The organism is Geothrix sp. 21YS21S-4, from assembly GCF_030845995.1.
Classification (GTDB): domain Bacteria; phylum Acidobacteriota; class Holophagae; order Holophagales; family Holophagaceae; genus Geothrix.
The window spans coordinates 1,721,714-1,741,203 of the sequence record NZ_CP132719.1 but is presented as its reverse complement, the minus strand read 5'-3'; the positions used below and the strand labels follow the sequence as shown (position 1 = coordinate 1,741,203).

15 protein-coding genes are annotated in these 19,490 nt (G+C 66.8%); 8 read left to right on the top strand and 7 right to left on the bottom strand.

Going from position 1 to position 19,490, the window contains the following annotated elements:
• Window positions 1–111: 111 nt before the first annotated feature.
• The 3 genes from RAH39_RS07900 (at window position 112) to RAH39_RS07890 (ending at window position 4,353) form a co-directional block, all read left to right on the top strand.
• The gene (locus tag RAH39_RS07900; RefSeq protein WP_306589543.1) at window positions 112–2,247 is read left to right on the top strand and encodes a S9 family peptidase; all 2,136 of its coding nucleotides are present in this window, start codon (window positions 112–114) and stop codon (window positions 2,245–2,247) included.
• Window positions 2,248–2,282: 35 nt separating this feature from the next.
• Entirely contained in the window at window positions 2,283–2,714 is a 432-nt protein-coding gene (locus RAH39_RS07895; protein WP_306589542.1) for a VOC family protein, read from the top strand.
• Window positions 2,715–2,784: 70 nt separating this feature from the next.
• Window positions 2,785–4,353, top strand: a complete 1,569-nt coding sequence (locus tag RAH39_RS07890; protein ID WP_306589541.1) for a peptide chain release factor 3 — start codon at window positions 2,785–2,787, stop codon at window positions 4,351–4,353.
• A gap of 132 nt (window positions 4,354–4,485) precedes the next feature.
• Here RAH39_RS07890 and RAH39_RS07885 read toward each other — a convergent pair whose 3' ends face one another.
• Genes RAH39_RS07885 through RAH39_RS07870 form a run of 4 tightly spaced genes read right to left on the bottom strand, consistent with a single transcriptional unit; the run spans window position 4,486 to window position 8,115 of the window.
• Window positions 4,486–5,406, bottom strand: coding sequence for a class I fructose-bisphosphate aldolase (locus RAH39_RS07885; protein ID WP_306589540.1), 921 nt, complete (start codon window positions 5,404–5,406; stop codon window positions 4,486–4,488).
• 36 nt (window positions 5,407–5,442) lie between these two features.
• On the bottom strand, window positions 5,443–6,516 hold the full coding sequence (locus RAH39_RS07880; RefSeq protein ID WP_306589539.1) for a DUF3187 family protein: 1,074 nt from the start codon (window positions 6,514–6,516) through the stop codon (window positions 5,443–5,445).
• Complete coding sequence (locus RAH39_RS07875) at window positions 6,513–7,376, bottom strand: 3-hydroxybutyryl-CoA dehydrogenase (RefSeq protein ID WP_306589538.1); 864 nt, start codon at window positions 7,374–7,376, stop codon at window positions 6,513–6,515. The genes RAH39_RS07880 and RAH39_RS07875 overlap by 4 nt, the downstream gene beginning before the upstream one ends.
• A 52-nt stretch (window positions 7,377–7,428) precedes the next feature.
• Window positions 7,429–8,115, bottom strand: coding sequence for an HAD family hydrolase (locus RAH39_RS07870; protein WP_306589537.1), 687 nt, complete (start codon window positions 8,113–8,115; stop codon window positions 7,429–7,431).
• A gap of 66 nt (window positions 8,116–8,181) precedes the next feature.
• Here RAH39_RS07870 and RAH39_RS07865 point away from each other — a divergent pair, with 66 nt between their 5' ends.
• Both RAH39_RS07865 and RAH39_RS07860 read left to right on the top strand, forming a co-directional pair.
• Entirely contained in the window at window positions 8,182–8,997 is an 816-nt protein-coding gene (locus tag RAH39_RS07865) for a hypothetical protein (protein ID WP_306589536.1), read from the top strand.
• Between the two features lie 101 nt (window positions 8,998–9,098).
• Window positions 9,099–9,401: a hypothetical protein gene (locus RAH39_RS07860; protein WP_306589534.1), complete on the top strand. Its 303-nt coding sequence runs from the start codon at window positions 9,099–9,101 to the stop codon at window positions 9,399–9,401.
• Window positions 9,402–9,771: 370 nt separating this feature from the next.
• Here the strand turns inward: RAH39_RS07860 and RAH39_RS07855 are convergent, their stop codons facing one another.
• Window positions 9,772–10,542: a TIGR00282 family metallophosphoesterase gene (locus RAH39_RS07855; RefSeq protein WP_306589533.1), complete on the bottom strand. Its 771-nt coding sequence runs from the start codon at window positions 10,540–10,542 to the stop codon at window positions 9,772–9,774.
• Between the two features lie 61 nt (window positions 10,543–10,603).
• Window positions 10,604–13,543 (bottom strand): TonB-dependent receptor, encoded by a 2,940-nt coding sequence (locus RAH39_RS07850; protein WP_306589532.1) that lies wholly within the window; start codon window positions 13,541–13,543, stop codon window positions 10,604–10,606.
• A 192-nt stretch (window positions 13,544–13,735) separates the two neighbouring features.
• Here RAH39_RS07850 and RAH39_RS07845 point away from each other — a divergent pair, with 192 nt between their 5' ends.
• Complete coding sequence (locus tag RAH39_RS07845) at window positions 13,736–15,475, top strand: SpoIVB peptidase S55 domain-containing protein (protein ID WP_306589531.1); 1,740 nt, start codon at window positions 13,736–13,738, stop codon at window positions 15,473–15,475.
• 20 nt (window positions 15,476–15,495) lie between these two features.
• Entirely contained in the window at window positions 15,496–17,601 is a 2,106-nt protein-coding gene (locus tag RAH39_RS07840) for a hypothetical protein (protein ID WP_306589530.1), read from the top strand.
• A gap of 168 nt (window positions 17,602–17,769) precedes the next feature.
• On the opposite strand, the gene RAH39_RS07835 is transcribed toward RAH39_RS07840, so the two are convergent.
• Window positions 17,770–18,546, bottom strand: coding sequence for an enoyl-CoA hydratase-related protein (locus RAH39_RS07835; protein WP_306589529.1), 777 nt, complete (start codon window positions 18,544–18,546; stop codon window positions 17,770–17,772).
• A 57-nt stretch (window positions 18,547–18,603) separates the two neighbouring features.
• Between RAH39_RS07835 and nadC the strand changes: the two genes are divergently transcribed.
• Window positions 18,604–19,455, top strand: a complete 852-nt coding sequence (gene nadC, locus RAH39_RS07830) for a carboxylating nicotinate-nucleotide diphosphorylase (protein WP_306589528.1) — start codon at window positions 18,604–18,606, stop codon at window positions 19,453–19,455.
• Window positions 19,456–19,490 lie beyond the last annotated feature (35 nt).

Here is a 19,490-nt window from a genome sequence, read left to right as displayed (position 1 = left end):
CTTCGCGGTTCTTGCATCTGCAACCTGACAGAGAATTAATCCGAAGGCCCCTCAACCGAGGGGCCTTCGCGTTCGTGGTACGGTGGACATCGTGTCGTACAGGAGCTTTCCATGTTCCCCTGTTCCTTCCGCCTCGCGGGCCTGGCGGCCCTTGTGAGCGTCGCCCCGGCTCTGCCCGCCCAGACCCAGCCCCCGGTTCCGCCCGTGGCCAAGCAGGCCGACTACATTTCCTTCTGGCACGGGGAAAAGGTGAACGATTCCTGGTTCTGGCTCCGGGACAAGGCGAACCCCGAAGTGGTGGGCTACCTCAACGCCGAGAACGCCTACACCGACTCGATGACGGCGGACCTCAAGCCGTTTTCGGAGGCGCTCTACCAGGAGATGCTCGGCCGCATCAAGCAGACGGACCTGAGCGTTCCCGTGCGCCGGCGGGGCTACTACTACTACGCCCGCACGGAAGAGGGGAAGCAGTACCCCATCCAATGCCGCCGCAAGGCCGGGGAAGGGGGAGCCTACAACCCCGGGGCCGCCGAGGAAGTGCTGCTGGACCAGAACGAACTGGCCAAGGGGCTGAAGTTCCTGGGGCTGGGTGATCTGGTCGTCAGCGACGACGACCGCACGCTGCTGTTCAGCACGGACACCACCGGCTTCCGCCAGTACAAGCTCTTCACCAAGGATCTGGCCACGGGCCGCGTCAGCGCTCCCCTGGCGGAGCGGGTGACGTCCTGCACCTGGGCCGCGGACAGCCGCCACATCTTCTTCGTGACCGAAGACGACGTCACCAAGCGATCGGATCGCCTGTGGCGCCTCGACCTCCAGGCGGGGAAGCCGGAACTGGTGTTCCAGGAGAAGGACGAGCTCTACCGCATCGGCGTGGGCCGCACCAAGGACCGTAAGTATCTCGTGGTGGAAAGCCAGTCCACCGATACCTGGGAGACGCGCTATCTGCTGGCCTCCCAGCCCAAGGACGCCTTCCGCGTTCTGCTGCCCCGGGAGAAGGGCCACAAGTACGACCTCGAGCACCGCGAGGGCACTTTCTACATCCGCACCAACAGGGACGCCAAGAACTTCCGGCTGGTCACGGCTCCCGCGGCCACGCCCGATCCCAAGCACTGGAAGACCTTCGTCGCCCACCGCCCCGACGTGCTCATCGAAGGCATCGAGACCTTCCGCGATTTCGTGGTGGTGGCCGAGAAGAGCCAGGCTCTCTCGCGCTTCCGGATCCAGGATGCGAAGACGGGCGGCTGGCGGGACGTGACCTTCCCCGAAAGCGTGTATTCCGCCTTCCCCGCGGGGACGCCGGAATATACGTCCACGACCTTCCGGTTCACCTACCAGTCGATGGTCACGCCCTCCAGCGTCTACGACTGCGACCTGGCCACCGGCAAGCAGACCTTGCTGAAGCAGACGGAAGTCCTCGGCGGCTACGACAAGTCCCAGTACGTGACGGAGCGCCTGTGGGCGCCTGCGCGGGACGGCGTCAAGGTGCCCCTGTCCGTGGTCTACCGGAAGGGCGTCAAGCGCGACGGCAGCGCCCCCGTGTATCTCTACGCCTACGGCTCCTACGGCCTCGGCATGTCCCCCACCTTCAACATCCCGCGCCTCAGCCTGCTGGACCGGGGCGTGGTCTACGTCCTGGCGCACATCCGCGGGGGCAACGAACTGGGCGAGGGCTGGCACGACGACGGCATGCTGATGAAGAAGATGAACACGTTCACGGACTTCATCGATTCCGCCGAATTCCTGGTGAAGGAGAAGTGGACGGCCAAGGAGCGGCTCGTCATCGAGGGCGGGAGCGCCGGCGGGCTGCTGATGGGCGCCGTGACCAACCTGCGCCCGGACCTGTTCAAGGCTGTGCACAGCGCCGTGCCCTTCGTGGACGTGATGAACACCATGATGGACGCCAGCCTGCCCCTGACCGTGGGCGAGTACCTGGAGTGGGGGAATCCCAACGAGAAGGCGGCCTTCGACTACATGCGCGCCTACAGCCCCTACGACAACCTGGCGAAGAAGGCCTACCCGGCCATTCTCGTCACCACCAGTTTCAACGACAGCCAGGTGATGTACTGGGAGCCCGCCAAATACATCGCCAAGCTCCGCAGCCTCAAGACGGATTCCAATCCGCTGCTGTTGAAGATCAAGATGGATCCCGCCGGCCACGGCGGCGCCTCGGGCCGCTACGACGCCCTGAAGGACCGCGCTTTCGAGCTCGCCTGGATGCTGGCCCAGGTGGGCATTTCCAAGTAGGGTTTCTCCACGCCGCAGGCGATCAGGAGGCAACCATGGCCGTTTCCCCCGTCCCCCCGGGCTATCACACCGTCACGCCCTACCTCACCGTCGCCGATGGCCACGGCCTGCTCGCGTTCCTCCGCGCCGCCTTCGGGGCGGAAGAACGCAGCTGCTCGCTCCGTCCGGATGGGAGCGTCGCCAACGCGGAGGTGAAGATCGGCGATTCCATGGTGATGGTGGCGCAGGCCCAGGATCCATGGAAACCGCTGCCCGCGGGCTTCTACCTCTACGTGCCCGATACGGACGCCGTCTACGCCGCCGCCCTGGCGGCGGGGGGCACCTCCCTGATGGAACCCTCCGACCAGTTCTACGGCGACCGCAACGCGGGCGTCCTGGATCCCTGGGGGAACCACTGGTGGATCGCCACCCACATCGAGGACGTGGACGAGGCCGAGATCCAGCGCCGCCTGAACGCCCGGGGTTGAGTCCAGGGCCCGGACCCGGGACAATGGAGAGGCGCGGCGACCGGCCGCGCCTTTCTATGTCTGGAAGCTCATGTCCCTTTCCGAAGAGATCCAGCGGCGACGCACCTTCGCCATCATCTCCCACCCTGACGCCGGCAAGACCACGCTGACGGAGAAGCTGCTGCTGTACGGCGGCGCCATCGATCGCGCGGGCTCCGTCAAAGCCCGGGAGGGTGGGGCGGCGGCCCATTCGGACTGGATGAGCATCGAGCAGGAGCGCGGGATCAGCGTGACGTCGGCCGCCATGCAGTTCGAGTACCAGGGCCGGGCCATCAACCTGCTCGACACGCCGGGCCACCAGGACTTCAGCGAGGACACCTACCGCGCGCTCACTGCCGCCGACGCCGTGGTGATGCTCCTGGACTGCGCCAAGGGCGTGGAAGAGCAGACCAAGAAGCTGTTCCGCGTCGCCCGCGAACGGCGCCTTCCCATCTTCACCTTCGTGAACAAGCTGGACCGCCCCGGCCGCGAGCCGGTGGAACTCATCGACGAGGTGGAGGAGCTGTTCGGCCTCCACGCCGTCCCCATGACCTGGCCCATCGGGTCGGGCACGGATTTCAAGGGCGTCTACGTCCGGGCCACGGGCCAGATCCAGGTCTTCGAGCGGGCCAAGGCGGGCCGGAAAGCCCGGGTGGCGGGGAAGGGCGGTCTCGACGATTCCGAGATCACCGCGCTCCTCACGCCCGCCGAACTGCAGCAGCTCAAGGACGATGTGGACCTGATGGACCACGTGCTGCCCACCTTCGATCGCGAGGCCTTCCTGCGCGGCGAGCAGTCCCCGATGTTCTTCGGATCCGCCGTCAACAACTTCGGCGTGGCGGAATTTCTGGAGGAGTTCCTGGATCTCGCCCCTCCGCCGGGCCCGCGACCGCTCATGAATGGCGGCGAGGTGGCGCCCGAGCAGGCCTTCACGGCCTTCGTGTTCAAGGTCCAGGCCAACATGAACAAAGCGCACCGCGACCGGGTGGCCTTCGCCCGCATCGTGTCCGGGAAATTCGACCGCGGCATGGACGCGCTCCACGTCCGCGAGAAGAAGTCCATCAAGCTCAACTATCCCCACATGTTCTTCGGCCGCGAGCGGCAGATCGTGGACGAGGCCTATCCCGGCGACATCCTGGGGCTCATCAACCCCGGCCTCTTCCGCATCGGCGACGTGCTGAGCGCCGCCGGCCCCGTGGAGTTCCACGCCGTCCCCCGGTTCTCGCCGGAGCAGTTCGCCTCCGTGCGGCTGGCGGACCCCGGCGCGCGGAAAGGCTTTTTGAAGGGGCTCGGCCAGATCGCCGAGGAGGGCGTGGTTCAGGTCTTCTGGCCCAAGGGGGGCGCGCCCCTGCCGATCCTGGGCGCCATCGGCCGCCTGCAGTTCGAGGTGCTTCAGCACCGCCTCAAGGACGAGTACGCCTGCCCCGTCCTCCTGGAACCCCGCGGCTTCCAGATGGCCCGGTGGATCGAGGGCGGCTGGCCCGAACCCAGCCGCTTCTGGGGCGAACTGGTGGAGGACACCGAAGGGAATCCCGCCATCCTGTTCGAGAACGACTGGCAGCGCCGCACCACCGCCGAGAAGAGCCCCGGATTGACCTTCCTGGAGCATCCGCCCAAGTAGAAACCAAGGAACCGCGAAAGACGCGAACAAGGCCGAAAAAGGAAAAAAGAAAACCGCCCTCCATTTGGGCGGTTTCCTTTTTCGCGTGCCCGCAGGGCTTCGCGCTTTTCGCGGTTTCTCTGCTCTTCGCGGTTACGCCTTGGCAAAGGCGTCCATCACGCCGTGCAGGAGCTGGATGGCTTCGGCCTTGGGGCGCTGGAAGGCATTGCGGCCCATGATGGAGCCGAACCCGCCGCCGGCGGCGATCTCGGCGACCTCCTTCAGGACCTCGTCGGTGCCCTTCGCTTCGCCGCCGCTGAAGATCACGATCCGGCGGCCGTTGAAGGCGCTCTGCACGACGTGGGCGATGCGGTCCTTCAGGGTCTCGGTGGGGATGCCGTACTTCTCGAAGACCTTCTTCGCTTCGCCCTGTTCCAGGTGGTTCTTGGGGGGCTTCACCTTGATGATGTGGGCGCCGAGTTGGGCGGAGATCTGGGCGGCGTAGGCCACCACATCCACGGCGGTCTCGCCGTCCTTGCTGAGGCCGGCGCCGCGGGGATAGGCCCACAGCACGGTGGGCAGGCCCACGGCCTTGGCTTCGAGGATGAGCTCGCGCAGGGCCTCGTACTGCTCGTTGCGGGCGCCGCTGCCGGGATAGATCGTGTAGCCGATGGCGGCGCAGCCCAGGCGGAGGGCATCCTCCACGCTGCCGGTGATGGCGCTGCAGGGCTCGTGGCCCTTGCTGAGGCTGTCGCTGTTGTTGAGCTTCAGGATGAGGGGGATGTCGCCGGCGTAGTCCGAGGCCACGTGCTCGATGAATCCCAGGGGCGCCGCGTAGGCGTTGCAGCCGGATTCGATGGCCAGCTCGACGTGGTAGCGGGGGTCGTAGCCGCCGGGGTTGGGCGCGAAGCTGCGGGCGGGGCCGTGCTCGAAGCCCTGGTCCACGGGCAGGATCACGAACTTGCCTGTGCCGGCCAGGCGGCCCGTGTTCATGAGGCGCGCCAGGTTGGCTTTCACGCCGGGGTTTTCGGAGCTGTACCAGGAGAGGATTTCGCGGACTTTGGCCGTGGCCATGGAAGCACCTCGCAGGGATTCAAACGGCCATTCTACCTAGAAATGCGCCGTGAGGCTCGCGCCCAGAGCCATGTCCGCGGTGTTCCCGCGATGGGTGATGTTGTTCATGTAGTGGAAGGTCAGGGTGGTCCGGCGCGTCCAGTGCCAGTGGATTCCCACGTCGTGCTGGAGGCTGGAGCGGTCGAATTCCTGGTAGGGCTGGGGCTGGAGGTAGCCGCTCTGCCAGTAGAGCTGGAGGAAGGGCTGGACGGTCCGCCACCGGCGGTACTCCCAGGTTGCGTGGGCGCCGACGCCGTCCCGGTAGCCGATCTCGTCGTAGGCCTCGCTTCCGTGGGGGCGTCGGAGGTAGGAAGCCCCGAAATAGAAAGCGTGCCGCCCGTCGTTCCGCCAGGCGCCGGTGAAGCCGTAGCTCTGGTCCCAGCCGGACTGGTAGGCATCGTAGGTGTGCGTGATCGGGAGCTTGAAGCTGGCGGTCCCCGACAGCGTCCAGGTGGCGGTCTGGAGCAGGCGGTGAGTCAGCCCCAGCACGGGATCCTGGGGCTTGCCGAGGATCCGCTCGTCGCTGAAGAAGGTGACTTTCCCGTTGCGGGCCACGGCCAGGGTCACCTGGTTCTGAAGAACGCGGTCCCGACCGTACTGCTCGAAGCCCAGCTTGTGGAAGTTCTCGATCAGCGGATCCAGGAAGCCGCCCGTGTGGTTCTGCACCGGCAGCCGGAACCAGACGTCCGTCTGGTCCCACAGGCCGTAGCGGCCCTCCACCTCGAACCGGGCAATCTCCTCATCGAAGTAGTAGAGCGTGGGGATCTGCGGATAGGCCGCGACCGTGGACGCGAAGGTCCCCCGCGTGACCGCGATGCGGCCGGTGGGATCCCGGGGGGATTCCTTGGTGAAGAGATCGGAGAACTGGAACGTGTTCGCTTCCACCCAATGGAGGCCCCATCGCCAGTGGCCCTTGCCCAAGGGCAGGGGGTCCGCGGGCTGATAGGCCATGGGCGTGAGGTACATGGGGAACATTTCCCGGGTGGGGAAGGGGCCCATCTCATGCAGGGGCTCTTCCGCCATCAGGCCGGACCCGACGGTGAGGAGGAGGGCCAGGGTCCGGATCTTCATCGGGCCTGGGAAGCGTAGTCGTAGAATCCCCGGCCGCTCTTCTTCCCCAGCCAGCCCGCATCCACGTACTTGATCAACAGGGGACACGGCCGGTATTTCGGATCGCCCAGGCCCTCGTGCAGGACGTTGAGGATGAAGAGGCACGTGTCGAGCCCGATGAAGTCCGCCAGGGTGAGGGGGCCCATGGGGTGATTCATCCCCAGCTTCATGATCCCGTCGATGCTCTCCACCGTGGCGACGCCCTCGTACAGCGCGTAGATGGCCTCGTTGATCATCGGGAGCAGGACGCGGTTGCTCACGAAGCCTGGGAAATCGTTGCAGGCGATGGGGGTCTTGCCGAGCTGCTTCGACAGGTCCATCACCGCTTCAAAGGTGGCCTCGCTGGTGGCCAGGCCCCGGATCACCTCGATGAGCTGCATGACCGGAACGGGGTTCATGAAGTGCATCCCGATGAAGGCCTCGGGCCGCTTCGTGATGGCGGCCAGCTTCGTGATGGAGATGCTGCTGGTGTTGCTGGCGAGGATGGTGCCCGGCTTGCAGACCTTGTCGAGGGTCTCGAACACCTGCTTTTTGACGTCCCACTTCTCCGTGGCGGCTTCCACCACCAGGTCGCAGTCCGCGAGATCCTCCAGCCGGGTGGTCAGCTTGACGCGGCCCAGCACCGCGGCCTTCTCTTCGGCGGTCAGCTTGCCCTTGTCCACGCCCCGCTGGAGGTTCTTGTCGATGGTGGCCAGGCCCTTCGCCGCGAATACCTCGGCCACGTCCTGCATCAGGACCGAAAAGCCCGCCTGGGCGAAGACGTGGGCGATGCCGTTGCCCATCTGACCCGCGCCGATGACGCCGATGGTCTGGATGCTCATGCGGGATTCCTCCAAATGTTCCCACAGCTTAACCTCCCGACCCCTCGGTTCGTCACCAGGCGGCCAGGAGGGCGGGCAGCTCGCGGATGGACGCGAGGACGGGAAAGGCCGAATCCGGTGGAGGGGCCACCACCTCATGGGCCCAGGTGAGGTGGTAGGGGATGTGGATGGCCCGGGCGCCCACGGCCAGGACGGGCAGGATGTCGGACTTCACGGAGTTGCCCACCATCGTGAACTCGCCGGGCGCGAGCCGGTGCCGCCGCAGCAGGGCGGCGTAGGCGGCCTCGTCCTTCTCCGACAGGATCTCGATCCGCTCGAATTGCGAAGCCAGCCCGGATTTCGCGAGCTTGGCCTCCTGATCGAAGAGGTCGCCCTTGGTGACCACCATCAGGGTGAACTCCGCCTGAAGGGCCTCCAGGACTTCGACCACGCCGGGAAGAGGCTCCACGGGCTTGTCCAGCATGGCTTGGCCCACCGCGAGCACCTTCCGGAGGCCCGCGCCATCCAGGCGATGGTCCGTCAGCTCCAGGGCCGTCTCGATCATGGAGAGGGTGAAGCCCTTGATCCCATACCCGTAGCGGCGGAGGTTCCGCATCTCCGTGTCGTGGAGCCGGGCGTCGATCCACGCGTCGTCGTGGTAGGCCCGCAGCAGGTCGCGGAAGGCCCCCTGGGCTTCCGCGTAGTGGGTCTCGTTGTGCCAGAGCGTGTCGTCGGCGTCGAAGGCGAGGGTCCGGAGCATGGGGTTTCCGCGAAAACCTCCAGCCTACAATGGGGCATCGCCTTCTCCTCCATCCTGGGACCGCCCATGCTGAGACCGCCCCATCCCCATCTCTTCGCCTTCGATGCCGAGTGGGTGCCGGATCCCCCGACGGGGCGGCGCGTGTTGGACCTTCCCGCCGACATGCCGGACGAGGAGGTCCTCGCGCGGATGTGGGCGTACGGTGGGGCGACGGAGGCGGAGCCCCGGCCCTACCTGAAGACCATCCTGTGCCGCGTGGTGTCCATCGCCGCCGTGATCCGCACGGTCAAGCACGGCGAGGTCCACCACAAGCTGTTCGCCCTTCCGGAAGGGGGAGAGGCGCTGCCCGAGGACGAGCTGCTGCGCCGCTTCCTCCTGGCCCTGGGGGACCGGAAGCCCCAGCTCGTGGGGTTCAATTCCCGGGACGCGGACCTGCCGATCCTGGTGCAGCGGGCCATGGTCCACCGGCTGTCCATCCCCGGACTGGGCCGCAGCGCGGAGAAGTGGGCGGCGGGAGATTTCTTCGACCGCTACGGGAACCAGCACGTGGACCTGCGGGAGATCACCGGAGCGTGGGGGAAGGCCTCTTCCACGCTTCACGAGCTGGCCACGGCCTGCGGCATTCCCGGAAAGCTGGGCACCGACGGCAAGAGCGTGATCGACCTCTGGAAGGCGGGCGACGTCCAGGGCATCGTCCGCTACAACCAGTTCGACGCCCTCACCACCTTCCTCGTGTGGTTGCGGGCGATGACGCTATCCGGCCACCTGACGCCCCAGCAGATGGAGGCGGAGGAACACCAGATCCGCGCCCTGGCCCAGGAGAAGGCCATTGGCGATCCTGCCTTCGGCGCCTATCTCGCGGGCTGGGACCGGCTCGGATGAGGCCTCGCGGGGCCTTCTTGGGATGGCGTTAGGAAGAATCGGGCATTTCCCCTTCAGCCGCACCGTATCTTGGCCGATACACTCAAGATCCGAGGAGCCGCATGAGCCAGGACATCCGCCCGGAAGACCTCATCGTCACCGAACAGGACGGCACCCGCCGCATCAACCACGATGTGATCGAAAGCTACGGCCTCTTCAACCTTCCGCGGGCGACCATGCGCCAGGCCCTGATGGTCTACTACGACAACGCCAGCCGGCAGGGCCGCGAGCCGGCCCAGATCGTCCGGACCTTCATCACCCTGGCCAGCTCCATCACGCGCTTCCCCCGCCAAGTCGCCATCAACTTCACCCGCGGTATCGCCTACCGCCGGAACATGCGGATGTTGAGGCGCTTCAGCCGCTGAAGGCGGCTGACGGGTCGCGGAGCACGCGACGGAATGCCGCGCGGAGCGGGGCCCTGTGCGCCGAGAATGCGCTTCATACCGCTTTGCATTCAAAATATAAGGATCATCACCAAGATGCGAAGGGCACCAAGAACCGCATCCCCAGTAGGTAGAGCTTTTCTGGGTGCCTTGGTGTCTTGGTGGTGAAAAGAAAATCTTGGGTCTCGATCGCCTATTGGTAGCAGCCGCTGATGGCGGTGGAATGCGGATTCACAAGAAGGAAAAGCTGAGGAAGGCCGAGCCGCGGAGAATAGGCGCTGTTTGAGGTTGAGCCGCAGAGCCTTCTCCGCTTTTCTCCGCCCTTCCGCGCGCCTCCGCTTTCTTCTTTCCCTCAAAGCCTGCGCAGGATCCGCTCGATGGCGGTGGCCTTCCGGCCTTCGGTGGTGACCAGGATGGCGTGGAGCTGAAAGTCGGTCTCGGCGACCTCGTACCGCGGACGCTGGACCTTCAGGAAGCGCCCGAGGCTGGCTTCCTTCTTCATTCCGATGACGCCGCCGTAGGGGCCCGTCATTCCGATGTCCGTGACGTACGCCGTGCCGCCGGGGAGGACCTTCGCGTCGAGGGTGGGGACGTGGGTGTGGGTTCCCAACACCGCCGCGGCCCGTCCGTCCAGATGGTGGCCCATGGCCTGGGCCTCACTGGTGGCCTCGGCATGCATGTCCACCACGACGAGGTCGGCGCGTTCCTTCTGAAGAAGGGCGTCCACGCACCGGAAGGGACAGTCGCAGGGCGGCATGTGGACGCGGCCCATCAGGTTGACGACCAGGACCTCCGCTCCCGAGGGCGTATGGAGCTTGATCCACCCGCTTCCCGCCGTATCCGCCGGATGGTTGGCGGGGCGGATCAGCCGCGGCTCCTGCCGGAAGTAGGCGTCGATCCCTTTCACGTCGAAGGCGTGATTGCCCGTGGTGATCACGTCCACGTCGCAGCGGTCGAGCCATTCGCGGGCGATGCCCTCCGTGATGCCGTGACCATGGGCCGCGTTCTCCCCGTTCACCATCACCAGATCCGCGCCGGTCTCCCGCCGCAGTTCGGGCACGAAAGCCTCCACCAGCCGCCGTCCCGGCTCCCCCACCACGTCGCCCAGCGCCAGGATCCTCATCCCTCCAGCCTAAAGGAAAAGGGCGGCGCCGGAGCGCCGCCCTTTCGTGGTGCGGGTGGAACTAGAAGGAGAAGCGGGCACCGACCTGGACCTGACGGGCCGAGCCGATCCAGTTCTGCTGGGGCTGGAGGTTGCTGGCAGAGTTCGCGTCCACCGTCGCGGGCGTGACAGGACTGGTGTAGGAGACGCGCCGGGAGAAGTAGGTGTCCTGCCGGTTGAGGAGATTGAACACGTCCGCGGACAGGGTCAGCTTGGTTCCCTTGGAGAGGGGAATGTCCCGGCGGAGACCGAGGTCCAAGGTCAGGGTGGAACCGATCCGCTGGGTATTCCGGCCAGTGTCCACGCCGTTCTGGAAGTAGCGGTCGTTGGTGCTGTTGCCGTCGCCGTTCACGTCGGCGGTGTAGGTCAGCGTGTAGGGCGTGCCGGTCTGATAGCGGACGGAGACCGACGTCAGGATTCCGGTCACGTTCTTGTCCAGGAAGCTGAAGTAGCCGGTCAACACCTGGCGGCGGTCCGTGTCGGCGTAGCCCCACTGGTTGCCCAGGGAAGCGGGATCCTGGATGGTGACACCAGAATAGTTGCGCTCGTTGGAGTCACTGTCCTTGTTGATGGCGTAGGTGTAGAACAGCTGGGCGTCGAAGGCGCTGCCATCCTTGTGGTACTTCAGGCTGGCCGTGTAGGCGTGGTAGAGGCTGGTGGCGTCGGAGTAGTAGACGCCCATGGTGCCGTAGGCGGCGTTGGGACGAACCGCCGTGTAGGCTCCCGCAGCGCTGATCGTGCTGGGATAGATCAGGCGCCCAGAAGCGTTCGGAACGGGCGTGCCGAGGTTGACGTCGGCGGTGCGCTCCAGCTGGTTGCCCTTCGCGTAGGTGGCGGACAGGCCCAGAACTAGGTCGTTGAAGAAGGAGCGCTCGGCGCCCAGATTCACGCGGTCCGTGTAAGGGTTCTTGAAGTTCTTGTCGAAGGTCCAGATGTTGAACGTGGAGAAGCCCGTGGGGGTGCTGGAGAGCCACAGGGGATTCGCCGCATTGAAGGCCGTGCCGCGGGGGATGCCGTAGGTGGCGGCTTCAGTCGGCTGGAAGTCCTTGGAGCCGGTGCGGACGCCGTTGGCCGCATAGACCTGATAGAAGAACACGGCGGGGGTGGTGCTGACGTAGCGACCCACGCTGCCGCGGACGACGGTCTTGCCCTGGTCGAAGCCGGGAGTCCAGGTGAAGGAGAGGCGCGGCGAGTACTGGCTGTCGCTGGGAATCTTCGCCGTCACGGGCATGGAGGTCGCCAGCCGGTTACTCATGTCCAGGATCGGGTAGTCGGGGTTCTCCTGGCGGTCCCAGCGGACGCCGACGTCGAGCTTGAAGGTGTCGGTCAGGCGCCAGCTCGTCTGGATGAAGGCGGCCATCTGCTTGTAGCTGGTGTCGAAGAGGCCGGCCTGCTGGATGCTCTGGCCGGGCATGAGGCTGAAGTTCTGGCGGTAGTAGCTCCAGTTGCCGGCGCGGAAATTGGCCAGGTTGCTGAAGCTGTAGACGCCCTGCCAGTTGCCGGCGAAGAACTCGGAGACGTCGATGGCGTTGTAGTCGAGGCCGGCCTTCAGCTGGAAGGTGGGCGTGACGTAGCTGACGTTCTCCTGGTACTCGGTGCGCTTGGTATTGTAGGTGCGGTCGAAGGGATACGCGCCGTAGTAGCCGACGTTGGAAATGCTCACTTCGGGGATGTTCGAGTAGGTCGACCGGGGCATGTCGTCCTTGGTCTGGGTCGCCCGGAACTCACTCATCCAGTTCGCGCTGATCACCCAGTTCCACTGGAGAACATAGGAGTCCGTCTTCACGTTGTCCGTGGCCAGGTTCTCGTAGGCGGCCATGGTGCTGGCGCCGGTCGCGCCCTTGAAGTCCGAGTGGTTGATGCGGAATTGGATGTTGTGGTCGATGGTGGGATTCCAGTCGAACCGGAGGAAGTACACGTCGGAATCCGACTTGGGCGCGTAGGAGCCGAGCTTGGAGACGAGCACCGCATCATTGGGGTTGGCGACGGGATCGAGGGTCACCGGGCTATTGCCGCCCCACACCATGTTGATGGGGTCCTTGCGGCGCTGGGCGTCGTAGGCCGCGAAGAAGAACAGCTTGTCCTTGACGATGGGGCCGCCGATGCTGAACCCGAACTGCTCCTGCTGGAAGTCACCCACGGGATTGGTGGTGAACGAACCGGTGGGCTGGCGCAGGGTCGGGCCGGCTTCCACCCAGCCCTTGGGGCGCTGGTAGTAGAAGACGCTGCCGCTGAAATCGTTGGTGCCGTTCTTGGTGATGGCGTTCACGTAGCCGCCGCCCATGCGGCCGAATTCGGCGCTGGCGCCGTCGGTCACCACCTGGTACTCGCGGATGGCTTCGATGGAGATCGTGAAGGGGGTCTTGCCTTCGGCCGCACCGGTGGCGCCACCGAAGAAGGGCTCGTTATTGTCCCCGCCGTCGATGTTGATGGAGGTGTTGACGCCGCGCTGGCCGGCGATGGCGAGGTTGCCGCGGCTGCTGTCCACGACCACCTGGGGGGCCAGGGTGGCGAGGTTGGTGAAGTTACGGTTGAGAACGGGCAGATTGGTCAGGTTGTCGGGGGAGACGATGGCGGCGGCACTGGCGCGCTCGGAGTCGACCTGGGAGGCGGCGGCGATCACTTCGACCACGGCGCCGGTCTCGGAGGCGAGCTTGATGGTGAGGGGAGCGGCGTCACCCAGGTTGAGGTTCACCTTGACGTTGCTGGCGGTCTGGAAGCCGGCCTTGGTGACGGTCACGCTGTAGGGCCCCACGGGCAGCAGGGTGGCCAGATAGCGGCCGTCGGCGTTGGTCTGGGTGGTGCGAGTCAGGCCCGTCTCGGTGTTGCGGATGGTCACCGTGGCACCGGCCAGACCAGCGCCCTTGGTATCGAGAACCCGGCCGCCCAGCTGAGCCGAGACGCCCTGGGACATGAGGGGGGCCGCCGCGACGAGCAGGGCCGCCAACGTTGAAGTGCTCAAGTGCCTTGAACGCATGAGAAATTCCTCCGTGCTCCCAGGGTAGCCTCGGAGCACCTCGTATTAAAGGGACCAGACGGTCAAGGAACGAAAATGTCACCTGACGCACCAGATGGTCACAGGAGGCGCTTGGTCGGGATGGTCCCGCTCGCCGGGACCGGCCTGTTAGGCTTCATTCTTTCCTTGAGACGCTCGATGAAACTGGCCCTCTCCGCCTCCGCCCTCCTCCTCGGGGCCTCTCTCTACGCTCAAGGGCCCGCCACCATGGGCGTGGCCGAGATCCGCGCGGGCATGAAGGGCTACGGCCGGACTGTCTTCCAGGGCGGGCGGATCGACCGGTTCGAGTTCGAGGTGCTGGGCATCCAGAAAAACGCGGCCCCCGGGCGCAGCCGGATCATGGTTCGGGCTTCGGGAGGGCCCTTGGCGGATACCGGCATCCTGGCGGGGATGAGCGGCAGCCCGTGCTACATCGACGGCAAGCTCATCGGCGCCCTCAGCACCGGCATCGCCTTCGAAAAGGAACCCATCGGCGGCATCACACCCATTGCCGAGATGCTGGACCAGCTCCGGGACATTCCCGAGGCTCCGGCCAGCCGGACGCCCCTGATCCTTCCCAAGCTCGAGCCACCGAAGGTGCTGAAGTCCGCCCTGGTGGGCCAGATGCTGGATTTCCGGACGCTGATGGGCGAACCGGATCCCCAGGCGCTCCCCATGGCGCTCACGGGCAGTGCCCTCGGAAGCGAGGCGCAGCGGATCTGGTCCGGGTTGCCCGTGACCTTCGCGGCCGCCCCGGTCCTGGCGGGAGGCCGGGAGGAGGCCAGTCCCCTGGAGCCCGGCGGAATGGTCGCCATCACGCTGATGCAGGGAGACCTCGATCTCGCCGCCGCGGGAACGATCACCTACGTCTCCGGCAAGCGGGTCCTTCTGTTCGGACACCAGTTGTTCAACCTGGGCCCCGTGGACCTGCCCCTATGGTCGGCGACGGTGGCGAGCACCGTGGCCACCTATCAGAGTTCCTTCAAACTCGCGATGCCCGTGGCGCCCGTCGGCGCCCTTCGCCTGGACCGCAGTTCCGGAGTGGCGGGCCTGCTGGGCGCCGAAGCGCGGCTGGTTCCCCTCCGCATCGGGCTGAACCTCGGCGGCAAGCGCACCCTCAATTTCCGCTTCGACCTGATGGATCACCCCGTGGCGACCCCGGCCCTCGCCGCCACCGCCGTGGCGCAGACCCTCGACGCGCACGTGCGGGCGCTCGGCTTCCAGAGCCTGTCCATGCAGGGAAACATCAAGCTTGCCGGCCACCCCACCATCCAGATCGAAAGCGTCATTGCCGACCTCAATCCCAGCCGGATGGCCCAGTACGTGGGCGGAATGCTCCAGGCGGTCTGCCTCAATCCCTTCGAGCGGCCGGTGTTCGAGGGCGTCTCCTTGACCATCAAGGCGGAGGAGCGGCTCGACCTCACCGGGATCGCCGGCGTGCGGCTGCTGAAGGCGCGGGCCAAGCGGGGCGAGGTCCTGCCGGTCCTGGTGACCCTCCAGAACATCCAGGGCGTGCGGGAGACGGCCACCTTCAACATCCAGGTGCCCTCCTCGGCCGCCAAGGGAAAGGCCGTGCTGATGGTGGGCGACGGCTTCAGCCTCATGGCGGCGGATCCGGACGAACGGGCCATTGAGGTGGCGAGCCTCGGCGACGTTGTGAGGATCCTGAACGGTGCCCTGCGCAACAACCACGCCTATGCTCTGCTCGTCCAGGCGCAGCCGGGAGCGGGCCTTCGCGGGAGCCGGATCGAGGGGATTCCCCCCACGGTGGCGAGTCTCGTGGGCGCGGATGGGGCCAGCAGCGACAACCGGCTCCAGCGCCGGATCGTGGGCCGCGCCCTGCTGCCCCTGGATCGTGAAGTCCGGGGCATCAGCCAATTGGAAGTGGAGATCGAATAGTGCGTCCGGGAAGGGGTTCTATGCGCTGCCTGACTTTGCTGCTCTCCGCCGTCCTGGGCGCGTCCGCCTTGGCGGAGCAGCCCACCGCGGTGTTCTCGTCCTTCAATGACTGGCTGGGTTCGGAGGCCCGCGGTGTGCGCATCGGCGCCGACGGCCGCCTTCGGCTGGCGCCGGGGCTCCGGCGCGTGGCTCAGGTACCCGAGGGCGTCATCTGGGCAGCCGTATCCGATGGTTCCGGCGGCGCCTTCCTGTCCGCGGGCACCGAAGGGAAGCTGTTCCACTACGCCGGTGGCCAGGTGAGGCCCCTGGGGCAGGTGAAGGGCGGAATCGTGTTCGCCATGGCCCGGCTGGGCCAGGACCTCATCGTGGCGCCCACCGGTGAAGGGAAGCTGTTTCGGGTGAACCCGGCGGGCGACGTGAAGCCCTTCGCGGACATCGAGGCGCGGATCGTGTGGGCGCTGGGAATCGAGGGTGACGCCGTGATCGTGGCCGGCGGCAGCGAAAAGGGCGCCGTCCTGATCCAGGCCCGGGAGGGCTCCAGCCGCCGCCTGGCGGAACTGGGCGACGAGACCGCGTTCACCGCCCTGACGTCGGACGGGCAGGGCGGGTGGTACCTGGGCAGCCACGGCCGCGGCCTGGTCCTGCGGTACAGCCGCCAGGGCGACCGCCTGGAGACGCTCATGGACACGCCCTTCGAGGAAGTGCGCGCCCTCGCCGTGGCGGACGGGCAGCTCTACATCGGCGCCGACAACGGCCTCACCCCCAAGTTCAGCACGGGGCAACTGGAGCGCCGGGAGGGCTACCTCCAGGCGGACACTTCGACCGCCACCCGCTCCGCGGTGATCCGCATGGACCGCGACCGCGTGCCTGAAGTGTTGTGGCAGAGCGCCCAGAGCCAGGTCTACGCCCTCGCGCCATGGAAGGGCCAGCTGCTGGTGGGCACCGGCAACCGCTCGCGGTTGTTCTCCGTGCCCCTCGGCAAGACCCGCGATACCGATCCCTTCGCCGCGGTCCAGGAACTGGGCACGGCCCAGGCCACGGCCTTCCTGCCATCCGGCGGTGACCTGCTGGTGGTGGGCTCCAATCCCGCCGAACTCCATCTCCTGTCCGAGGCCCAGGCCACGGAAGGAACCCTGGAATCGCGGATCCTGAAGGGCACGCCCCTCGCGGATTGGGGCCGCGCCTACCTGGAGAGCGATCTTCCCTCGGGTACCGGCGTGGAGCTCCAGTTCCGGACGGGCAGCACCGAGACGCCCGACGCGACCTGGAGCCCCTGGACGCCGCCCCTCCGCAGCGGCGAGCGCCCGGCGCTTCCCGCTTCCCGTTTCGCCCAGTTCCGCCTCCGCCTGAGCAGCACGCGGGGCGGCGCGTCGCCGGTGGTGGAGACGGTGAGCCTCCACTGGGCGCCTCGCAACCTCGCCCCCGTGTGGGAAGGCGTGGACATCATGCCGCCGGGCCTGATCATCACCCGCAATGCGCCGCCGGACGACATTGGCATCGAGCGGATTCCCCTGGAGACCCAGAAGCTCATTCCCGTGCTCGGCTACATGGGTGCCGAAAAGCGCAGCTTCCGCCGCGCGGGCCAGAGCTTCGTGTTCCGGATCAACGATCCCAACGGCGACGCGCTCCAGTTCGCCATCCGGCTGATTCCCGAGCGGGGGTCGCCGCTGCTGCTGGAAAAGGCCTGGAAGGAGCGCTTCTTCAGCTTCGATACTCTGCCGGTTCCCGACGGCCGGTATCGGTTGGAAGTGACCGCCACGGACGCCCCCGCGGTGCCCTTCAACACCGCGCTCACCAGCGTCTGGCGGACGGCGCCCTTCACCGTCGACCACACGCCGCCGGCCCTGTCCGAGCTGTCGGCGGTGCCGGAAGGCGAAGGCGTGCGCCTGCGCTTCGTGGCCCGGGACGAGACGTCGATCCTGCGGGAGGCCGCGGTCAGCGCCGACGGCGAGCACTGGCTCCAGGTCGTGCCCGAGGACCGGGTGTTCGACCAGAAGGAGGAGCGGTTCGACGTGGTGGTCCCGCGCGACGCGATGCGCGGGGACCGGATCCTCATCAAGGTGATGGATCAGCACCAGAACGAGCAGACCGCCGCAGTGAGCCTCGGCGCGCCCGCCAAGCGCTGAGACCCATAAGCGATCAAGACCCAGGATTTCTTCTCATCACCAAGGCGCCACGAACCGCGTCCACCGTGGACAGAGCTTTTCTTGGTGTCTTCGTGCCTTGGTGGTGATCCTTCTCTTTTGAATGCAAAGCGGTAGGAGACCTCTACCGCGCGGGGTTCAAGAGCTTGGCTACAGGCCCTTGAACTGCGCCTGCCGCTTCTCCAGGAACGCGCCCATGCCTTCCTGCATGTCCTGGGTCGCGGCCAACAGGCCGAAAAGGGCGGCCTCGTACTGGAGTCCCTGTTCCTGGGGCATCTCGATGCCCTCGTTCACCGCAGCCAGAGCGCTGCGCAGCGCCAGGGGACCGCGGGAGAGGATGGTCTTCGCCAGTTTTTCGGCCGTGGCCTTGAGATCCGCCTGGGGCACCACCCGGCTGACCAGCCCCATGCGCAGGGCGTCGGGGGCGGAGGCCATTTCGCCGCTGAGGATGAGGTCTAGAGCCACGCCCTTGCCCACGAGCCGGGGAAGCCGCTGTGTGCCACCGTAGCCGGGGATGATCCCCAGGCTCACTTCCGGCAGTCCGAAGCGGGCGTTCTCGCTGGCGATGCGGACGTGGCAGGCGAGGGCCAGTTCGCATCCGCCGCCCAGGGCGAAGCCGTTCACCGCGGCGATCACGGGCTTGGGCAGGGATTCGATGCGCTGGAACACCGCCTGGCCGCGGAGGGCCTGGACCCGCGCGCCGGCGGTGTCGAGGCTTCTCAGTTCGGAAATGTCGGCACCCGCCACGAAGGCCTTCTCGCCGGCGCCGGTGACCACCACGGCGCCCACCTCGGCGTCGTGCTCCAGGTCCGCGAAGACCCGCTCCAGCTCATGCAGAACTTCATTGTTCAAGGCGTTGAGCTTTTCGGGCCGGTTGAGCGTGACCCAGGCGATGCGGTCGGCTTTCTCGACGAGAACGAAGGGCATGGGGACTCCTGGTTTGGGAAGTGTGGGGATCATTGTACGCTGGGCGCGGAGCCTCTAATGCACCATCCCCCGCACCCCGAGACCTACCGAGACCAGCTGCGCGCCTTCCTGCGGGAGGACTGGGGCACTCAGGACTGGACCACCGCCGCAGTGCCGGACCGGCCGATGTCGGCGCGCGTGGTGGCCAAGGCCGCCGATCTCGTGCTGGCGGGCCTCCCCGTTGCCCGCGAGGTGTTCCTTCTGGCGGATCCGGAGCTGGTGGTGACGCTGGGAGCATCCGATGGACAGCGGGTGTCCAAGGGTGCCGAAGTGATGCGGATCGAGGGCTCGAGTCACGGGATCCTGCTGGCGGAGCGGGTGATGCTCAACCTGCTCCAGCGCCTCTCCGGCACGGCCACCCTGACGCGGCGGTTCGCGGACGCGGTGGAGGGAACCCGCGCCCGCATCCTCGACACCCGGAAGACCACCCCGGGGCTGAAGCTCCTGGAAAAGTACGCGGTCCGCTGCGGCGGCGGCGTGAACCACCGGCTGACCCTGGGCGACGGCGTGCTTCTCAAGGAGAACCACCTCGCGGCGGCCGGAGGCATCCAGGCCGCCGTGGAATCTGCCCGCTGCGCCGCGCCGATCCTGGTGAAGATAGAGGTGGAGGTGGAGAGCCTGGACCAGTTCGACGTGTGCCTGACCCTGCCGGAAGTCGACGGCATCCTCCTGGACCACATGGACCTCGACACGATGCGGGAGGCCGTGGCGCGGCGCGACCGCAGCGGGCGCCGACTCTTCCTGGAGGCCAGCGGCAACCTGACCCTGGACCGGGCGCGGGCGGTGGCCGAGACGGGCGTGGATTTCCTCAGCGTGGGCGCCCTCACCCACAGCGCGCCCGCGGCGGACCTCAGCCTGCGGATGGACTGACGGACATGGAAACGGGCCCTTGCGGGCCCGTTTCG